Consider the following 7,284-nt stretch of genomic DNA (forward strand, 5'->3'; position numbering starts at 1 on the left):
GACCTGTGGACGATCACCACCCTCGCGTCCGGCTCGAGGCCCGCGGCGAGGATCCGGACGAGGCGCGGCACAGCCTCGCGCGGCTCTACAACGGCGACGAGTGGCGCGCCGCCACCACCGCGGCCGACTTCAGCTACCGCTACGCGGCCATCGGCGACGGCGGGATGACCCTCCGCACCTCGCGGATGTCCGGGCGCCTCGCGGGCGGCGTGGGCGACTCGGACGACGTCGTCGTGCAGTGGATCGTCGGCGGCTCCGCCCGGATCGATGTCGGCCGCGCCTCGATCGCGATGGAGGAGAACCGTCCAGTCCTCTTCCCCGTCGGCCGGCCGTTCGCCTTCGACTACGTCGACTTCGACCAGCGCCTGGTGCACCTCGACCGGGGAGTGGTCGACCGGGTCGCCGCCGAGCGGGGCCTCGTCGGGTCCCTCGTCTTCGACTCCGAGCACCGCCCCGACGCCGCGGCGATCCGCCGGTGGCGCACGGCCGTCGCCGACTCCGCCCGCGCGCTGCGCAGCGAGCGCGTCGAGCAGCTGCTCTGGGACGAGCTCACCCGTGCCACGGCCTCCGCGCTGCTCGACCTCTACCCTCCGGAGTCCGCTCCGGTCCCGCCCGAGCTCCTCGCCCCCCGGAACGCACGGATCCGCACGGCCGTCGAGTACGTGCACGCCCACTGCAGCGAGCCGATCGGCCCCGCCGAGATGGCGGCGGCGTCGGGCCTGACCGTCCGGGGCCTGCAGTCCGCGTTCCAGCGGGTGCTCGGGATGCGCCCGATCGCCTACCTGCGCCTGGTGCGGCTCGACCGCGCCCGGGAGGAGCTCGCCGTGAGTCCGCCCCTCGGGACGACGGTCGCCGCCGTCGCCCGGCACTGGGGCTTCGGGAACGCGGGCCGCTTCAGCGCGGCCTACGCGGAGCGGTTCGGCGAGTCGCCGAGCGCCACGCTGCAGCGCTGATCAGTCGACGAGCTCGGGCGGCGGCTGCCCCTCGAGGATGCGGCTGAGGCCGTCGAGCAGCACCGCGACGGTCGCGGCCTCCGATTCGGGCACCTTCGCGACCATCGCGCGGATCTGCTCGTAGGTCGGGTCGTCGGTGCCGACGATGGCCTTCTGCGCGCGCTCCGTCAGGCAGAGGATGCGGCCGCGGCCGTCGGACGGGTCGGGAGTGCGGTTCACGTAGCCGGCGCGGGCGAGGCGGTCGACGAGGAGGGAGACGGCCGCCGTCGTGATCGACAGGGCCGCGGACAGGTCGACGGCGCGGACGATCTCGTCGCGCCGCTCCCCGACCCCGATCAGCCGCAGGGCCGCGAGATCCGTGGCGCCGATGCCCAGGCGGCGCTCCACGCGGCCGTCGTAGTCGCGCTCCGCCGTGCGCAATCGCGCGAGCAGAGCGAACAGGTCTGGCCGAGCGTCCATCGAGGTGCACCTTCCGAGCGGCAGGCGCCCCGGACGGGAACTCGCTGCCCCCATCGAACCACTTCTCCGGCGATCGGACGGCGTGTGTCCCGAAAGCGCAGTCGGCGCCGAGACTGTTAGTCAACCGACTTAGCAATACCTAGTGTCGACCGTGCGGCACGCCTTCCGTGCGCCGCCGACGGTGAGGAGGTGCGCGCGATGGGACAACTGCTCTACGGCGCACCCGCCAGCTCGCACTCCTTCGAGGACCGCGCCCTGGCCCACCTCCAGACCGTGATCACCTCGCGGTTCCGCCGCGGCGAGGGCTTCCTCCTGACGATCGAGGACGCCGAGGGCCGCCGGTCCGAACTGTGGCTCCACCCCGGCATCCCCACCCGCTACGAGTACGACGGCACCGCCGCGATCGAGCTGAACCCGCACTGGCTGCGCGAGCTCTCGAACGCCTCGAACGGCCGCCTCGGCCTCCACCTCCTCCCCGAAACCTCGTCGCCCGACGACCTCTCCGTGAAGAAGATCCCCGCATGAGCGACCACAACGGCACACTGTTCCGGCGCGGAGGCACCGTCCGCTTCGTCCGCTGGATCTCCTCCCGCGACGGCGGCTGGGCCCCCGAGATCGTGCAGGGGCGCTACCTCGAGCGCGACGACCGCGGCTGGCTGGTCGAGATCGAGGGCACCCCGACGGTGCTCGCGAAGGACGACTGGGCCGTCTACCGCTGACCGGCTCTGCGCTCGGCGTACTGTTGAGCAGGTGCGTTCTCGTGATCGCCGCGGCATCACCTCGGCTCCCCTCCTCCTGACGACCATCGGAACGACGAGCCTCGTCTTCCTCTGCGCGTTCGAGTCGCTCGCCGTGACGACGATCATGCCGATCGTCAGCGCCGACCTCGACGGCCGCGCCCTCTACCCCCTGGCCTTCGCGGCGACGCTCGCCGCCGCCGTGGTCGGGATGGTCGCGGCCGGCTCCTCGGCCGACCGCCGCGGCCCGACGCCGTCGCTCGTGGTCGCGATCCTGCTCTTCACCCTGGGTCTCGTCGCCGCGGGTGCCGCGCAGTCGATGCCGGTCTTCGTGGCGGCCCGCCTGCTGCAGGGGCTGGGCAGCGGAGGGATCACCGTCACCCTCTACGTGCTCGTCGCACGGGTCTACCCGAGCGAGCTGCATCCGAGGATCTTCGGCGCCTTCGCCGCGGCCTGGGTCGTGCCGTCGCTGGTGGGGCCGCTGGTGGCCGGAGTCGTCGCCGAGCTCGTGAGCTGGCACTGGGTCTTCTTCGGAGTCGTCGCCCTGGTGGCCCTCGCGAGCGCTGCGATCGCGCCGACGCTCCGCTCGCTCGAGCCGCGCGAGCGCCTCCCCTTCGACCGCCGGGCAGTGGGCCGCATCGCCCGCGCCGTGGTCGTCTCGGCCGGAGTCGTCGTGCTGAGCACGAGCGCCGAGCTCGCGCCCGATCTCGCCGGGCTCCTGGCCGCGGCCGCCGTGGTGGTCGTGGTCGTGGCGGTTCGCGCGCTCCTGCCCGACGGCACGCTGCGCGCTCGGGGCGTCCTGCCGTCGGTGATCCTCCTCCGCGCCCTCGTCGCCGCGGCGTTCTTCGGCACCGAGGTCTACCTGCCGCTGCTGCTCTCGGAGCAGTACGGCCTGCCGCCCTGGCTCTCGGGCGCCATGCTCACCGCGGGCGCCGTCTCCTGGGCTCTCGGCTCGAACATCCAGGGACGCCCGGGCACCCGCCTCAGCCACGGCGGAGCGATGCGGCTCGGCTCGTCGCTCGTGCTCGCCGGCATCGGAGTCGTGCTGCTCGTCACGGTGCTCGCCCTCAGCCCGATCGTCGCGGGCGTGGGCTGGTTCCTGGCCGGCGGCGGCATGGGCACGATGTTCCCGCGGATGGGGACGATGACGCTCGCGCTCTCCGCTCCGGGCCGGGAGGGCTTCAACAGCTCGGCCCTGCAGATCGCCGACTCGACCGGCGCCTCGGTCTCCCTCGCGCTGACGGGCCTCCTCGCGGCGGCGGTCACCGGCCTGATCGGGGCCGGGACCGGGGTCTTCGCCGCGACCTTCTCGTACGCCGCGCTGATCGCGATCGTCGCGGTCGGTCTGGCCGGCCGGCTCGACGGGCTCCTGCGCCGCGAGGGAAGCCGGGAGCCCGCCGAGCAGGCTCAGCTGTAGAGCGACTCCGGCACGTCGAGGCCGTAGATCGCGCGGCCGGACGACCAGATCACCGAGCAGGCGGCCCGGAGCAGATCGGTCGCGTCGTCGCCGGCGTCCACGATCACTACGGAGTCGCCGTCGAGGCGGACCTTGGCGCCGCGGACGGCGTGCGTGCCGTTCCGCGAGACCGTCGTCGCCGGGTAGGGCAGGTGCAGCTCGCGCAGGTCGCCGAGGATGTACGTCGGCCGGAGCTTCGGCTCCGCGGCGAGGAGCTGCTTGGCCCGGTCAATCCCGGTGAGCACGTGGGCGCTCTCCATGTCGGCGCCGTTCGCGCCGGCGATGTCGGTGTCGAGCCGGTCGCCGAGGAACAGCGGGTTCGTCGAGCCGAAGCGCGCGGTCGCCGCGTCGAAGATGGCCCGCTCGGGCTTGCCCGCGACGACCGGGAGCCGGCCGACCGCGGTGTGCACGGCCGAGACGAGGGTCCCGTTGCCCGGGGCGATGCCGCGCGCGACGGGGATCGTCCAGTCGGTGTTCGTCGCGACCCACGGGATCCCCGTGTGGAGCGCGAACGAGGCCTCGGCCAGCTGCTCCCAGCCGACCGTGGGCGCGAAGCCCTGGATGACCGCCGCCGGCGAGTCCTCCGCGCTGCGCGTCACGGTGAACCCGGCGCGCTCGACCTCGGAGGTGAGGCCCTCCGCCCCGACGACGAGGATCGTCGAGCCGGCCGGCACCAGGTCGGCGAGCAGCACGACCGCCGCCTGGGGGGAGGTGACGACGTCCTCGGGCCGGACGCTCAGCCCCAGCTCGGAGAGGTGCCCGGCGACGGAGGCGTCCGTGCGGGAGGCGTTGTTGGTGATGTAGCCGACCCGCAGCGTCTCGGCCGCTCGGTTGAGGCTCTCCACCGCGAAGGGGATCGCGTCGGCACCCTTGTAGACGACCCCGTCGAGGTCGGCCAGGACGGAGTCGCGGCCGTCGAGCGGAGTGGGCTCAGTCCTGCTGCTGCGGAACATCGGCGTCCTCCTCGATGGTGTCGGCGGGCGTGGTGGGGCGGGTCGTCGTGACGGGCTCGTCGGTAGCGACGGACTCGTCGACGTGGGCGGGCTCGGTGGGCTCGGCGGACTCGGTGGTGTCGGCGGGCTCGTCGGTGTCCGCGGAGTCGGTCGGCCCGTCGGAGTCGGTCGGCTCCTCTGTGTCGGTCGGCTCGTCGGAGTCGATGGGCTCGCCGCTGTCCGCGGGCTCGGCGGACTCGTCGGTCTCGCGGGCGTCCGGGGAACCGGCCGTCTCAGCGGCGTCGGCGGGCTCGACCGAATCGTCGGCGGTCGGCTCCGCCGAGTCGAGAGCCTCATCCGGGTCCGTCTCGGCGAGATCGTCGGACTCGAGGGACTCGTCCGCGAAGGTCGGCTCGTCCGTGTCGACGAGGTCGGCCTCGGCGCCAGCGGTCGCATCGGCGTCGTCCGCGTCCGCGTCGTCACCGTCGGCGATCTCCTCGGAGACGGTCCGCCGGGCGTCGTCCTCGTCCGCGTCGTCGACGGCGGTCGGGTCGTCCTCGTCCTCGTCGTCCAGGTAGTCATCCGCGTCGTCGACCGCGGTCCCTTCCTCGGCGCGATCGGGAGCGGACGCGGCGTCGGCCGACTCGTGCTCCTCCTCGATCACCTCGATCGTCTCGTCGTCACCGCCGCCCTCGGCCGCGAAGACGGCCTGCGCCGCGATGTCGGCGCGACGCTGCCACTCGGCCGCCTCCTCGGAGCGGCCGACCTCCTCGAGGACGAGTGCGTAGGCGGCGAAGAGATCCGGGCTGTACGAGAACGCGCGGTCCGGGTCCAGCTGCGGGATCTCGAGCTCCATGAGAGCGAGCTCCGCCTGGCCGAGGTCAAGGCGGGCGCCGGACATGGCGATGGCCAGCGACACTTGCGCGCCGGGGCTCAGCGTGGTGCGGTCGATCGACCGTCCCAGCTCGAGCGCCTTGTCGGGTCGGCCGACGCCGCGCTCGGAGTCGACCATCAGCGGCACCTGCTCGTCCGAGCCGGAGATCCGACGGAAGGTCCGCAGCTCGCGCAGCGCCAGGGCGAAGTCGCCCGTCGCGTACGCCGAGATGGCCAGCGACTCGCGGACAACGGCGATGCGTCCCGCGCGACGAGCCGCCGAGAGCACGTGGCGGTGCGCCAGCTCGGGGTCCTCCTCGAGGAGGCGGCCGGCCATCACCAGGTGACGGGCGACCCATTCGGCGTTGTCCTTCGAGAGCGTGCGCAGCTCGTTGCGGGCGACCTTGTCGAGGTCCTTGGCCTGCACGTCGTCCGGAAGGTCCGGGTCGTCGTGGCGCGGACGCACCGACTGGAGGGAGCGCCGCTCGCGCTCCTCCTCGGTGAGCTCCGGCTCCTCGCGGGGGCCGCCGCGTCCGCCGCCGAAGCCCTCGCGTCCGCGTCCGCCGCCCTGGCGGTCTCCGCCGCCCCGACGATCGTCCGACCACGGCCGGCTTCCCCCATCGCGCGATCCACCGCGGAACGGCGGACGCGAGTCCCCGTCACGCTGCGGACGAGAGTCGCCACCACCACGGTAGGAAGGGCGGGAGTCACCATCCCGCTGCGGACGCGAGTCCCCACCTCCACGGTAAGGAGGCCGGGAGTCCCCGTCACGCTGGGGACGCGACTCGCCACCGCGATAGGGAGGCCGAGAGTCACCGTCCCGCTGCGGACGCGAGTCGCCACCGCGATAGGGAGGACGCGAGTCACCGTCCCGCTGCGGACGGGAGTCCTCACCGCCACGGTAAGGAGGACGGGAGTCCCCGTCGCGCTGAGGACGGGAATCCCCACCCTCGCGGTAAGGAGGACGAGAGTCACTGTCACGCTGCGGACGAGAGTCGCCGCCACCGCGGTACGGAGGACGCGAGTCCCCATCACGCTGCGGACGCGAATCGCCACCGCCGCGGTAAGGAGGACGAGAGTCACTGTCACGCTGCGGACGGGAATCGCCGCCACCGCGGTACGGAGGACGCGAGTCCCCATCACGCTGCGGACGCGAATCGCCACCGCCACGGTAAGGAGGACGAGAGTCCCCGTCGCGCTGCGGACGGGAATCGCCGCCACCGCGGTACGGAGGACGCGAGTCCCCATCACGCTGCGGACGCGAATCGCCACCGCCACGGTAAGGAGGACGGGAGTCCCCGTCGCGCTGCGGACGGGAGTCCCCACCACCACGGTACGGAGGACGCGAGTCCCCATCACGCCGCGGACGCGAATCGCCACCGCCACGGTAAGGAGGACGGGAGTCCCCATCACGCTGCGGACGGGAGTCCCCACCACCACGATACGGAGGACGAGAGTCCCCATCACGCTGCGGACGGGAGTCGCCACCGCCACGATAGGGAGGACGAGCATCACCGTCGCGGCGGGGGCGGGAGTCGCCCGAACCGCCGCGATCGTTCGAGGAGCGGCCGGGGCCGCCGGCGCGAGGCGGCCGCTCGTCACGACGTCCGGAGTCCCGGTCGTTGCGGTCGGATCCTGAGTCGTCCATGCGTTCCTCGCCTGTCGTGGTGATGCTCTGTGGAGTTGACCCACCCGAAGGCGGGGAGGACGGCCGTAACCGTCGCACCACCCTAACCCGCACCGCGCTCCAGTGAGCAACGGGGATCCGAGGTGGTGGTTAAACAGCGATGGCCACCCATTTCTGGGTGGCCATCGTGAATGGTGTCCGGCGGTGTCCTACTCTCCCACAGGGTCCCCCCTGCAGTACCATCGGC

The 7,284-nt window shown here is 73.0% G+C and carries 8 protein-coding genes; 5 read left to right on the forward strand and 3 right to left on the reverse strand.

From position 1 onward, the window contains the following. The first annotated feature begins 5 nt into the window (after window positions 1–5). Window positions 6–953 carry a helix-turn-helix domain-containing protein gene (locus C5C57_RS08765; RefSeq protein ID WP_104297507.1) on the forward strand — a complete coding sequence of 316 codons (948 nt, stop codon included), beginning with the start codon at window positions 6–8 and terminating at the stop codon, window positions 951–953. On the opposite strand, the gene C5C57_RS08770 is transcribed toward C5C57_RS08765, so the two are convergent. Beyond that, window positions 954–1,412 (reverse strand): MarR family winged helix-turn-helix transcriptional regulator, encoded by a 459-nt coding sequence (locus C5C57_RS08770; protein ID WP_181027163.1) that lies wholly within the window; start codon window positions 1,410–1,412, stop codon window positions 954–956. 198 nt (window positions 1,413–1,610) lie between these two features. Here C5C57_RS08770 and C5C57_RS08775 point away from each other — a divergent pair, with 198 nt between their 5' ends. Genes C5C57_RS08775 through C5C57_RS08785 form a run of 3 tightly spaced genes read left to right on the forward strand, consistent with a single transcriptional unit; the run spans window position 1,611 to window position 3,566 of the window. Continuing rightward, complete coding sequence (locus C5C57_RS08775; RefSeq protein ID WP_104297508.1) at window positions 1,611–1,937, forward strand: hypothetical protein; 327 nt, start codon at window positions 1,611–1,613, stop codon at window positions 1,935–1,937. Beyond that, window positions 1,934–2,131 carry a hypothetical protein gene (locus tag C5C57_RS08780; protein ID WP_068256013.1) on the forward strand — a complete coding sequence of 66 codons (198 nt, stop codon included), beginning with the start codon at window positions 1,934–1,936 and terminating at the stop codon, window positions 2,129–2,131. The genes C5C57_RS08775 and C5C57_RS08780 overlap by 4 nt, the downstream gene beginning before the upstream one ends. 31 nt (window positions 2,132–2,162) lie before the next feature. Beyond that, on the forward strand, window positions 2,163–3,566 hold the full coding sequence (locus tag C5C57_RS08785; protein WP_104297509.1) for an MFS transporter: 1,404 nt from the start codon (window positions 2,163–2,165) through the stop codon (window positions 3,564–3,566). Here the strand turns inward: C5C57_RS08785 and C5C57_RS08790 are convergent. Together C5C57_RS08790 and C5C57_RS18485 are read right to left on the reverse strand one after the other, a co-directional pair. Continuing rightward, window positions 3,557–4,558 carry an HAD-IIA family hydrolase gene (locus C5C57_RS08790; protein ID WP_104226795.1) on the reverse strand — a complete coding sequence of 334 codons (1,002 nt, stop codon included), beginning with the start codon at window positions 4,556–4,558 and terminating at the stop codon, window positions 3,557–3,559. The genes C5C57_RS08785 and C5C57_RS08790 overlap by 10 nt on opposite strands. Further along, window positions 4,536–5,876 carry a hypothetical protein gene (locus tag C5C57_RS18485; RefSeq protein WP_181069133.1) on the reverse strand — a complete coding sequence of 447 codons (1,341 nt, stop codon included), beginning with the start codon at window positions 5,874–5,876 and terminating at the stop codon, window positions 4,536–4,538. The genes C5C57_RS08790 and C5C57_RS18485 overlap by 23 nt, the downstream gene beginning before the upstream one ends. Here C5C57_RS18485 and C5C57_RS17760 point away from each other — a divergent pair. Further along, a complete protein-coding gene (locus tag C5C57_RS17760) occupies window positions 5,862–7,049 on the forward strand; it encodes a hypothetical protein (protein WP_146082403.1) in 1,188 nt (395 codons plus the stop codon). The two genes, C5C57_RS18485 and C5C57_RS17760, sit on opposite strands and share 15 nt — an antisense overlap. Window positions 7,050–7,284 lie beyond the last annotated feature (235 nt).

This window comes from Rathayibacter sp. AY1C5 (assembly GCF_002931705.1).
In the GTDB taxonomy this organism is placed as follows: domain Bacteria; phylum Actinomycetota; class Actinomycetes; order Actinomycetales; family Microbacteriaceae; genus Rathayibacter.

Bases quoted from the DNA above. Each gene is read 5' to 3' on its own strand.
- C5C57_RS08775 (WP_104297508.1), top strand. From the start codon at position 1,611: ATGGGACAACTGCTCTACGGCGCACCCGCCAGCTCGCACTCCTTCGAG.
- C5C57_RS08790 (WP_104226795.1), bottom strand. From the start codon at position 4,558: ATGTTCCGCAGCAGCAGGACTGAGCCCACTCCGCTCGACGGCCGCGAC.
- C5C57_RS08780 (WP_068256013.1), top strand. From the start codon at position 1,934: ATGAGCGACCACAACGGCACACTGTTCCGGCGCGGAGGCACCGTCCGC.
- C5C57_RS08770 (WP_181027163.1), bottom strand. From the start codon at position 1,412: ATGGACGCTCGGCCAGACCTGTTCGCTCTGCTCGCGCGATTGCGCACG.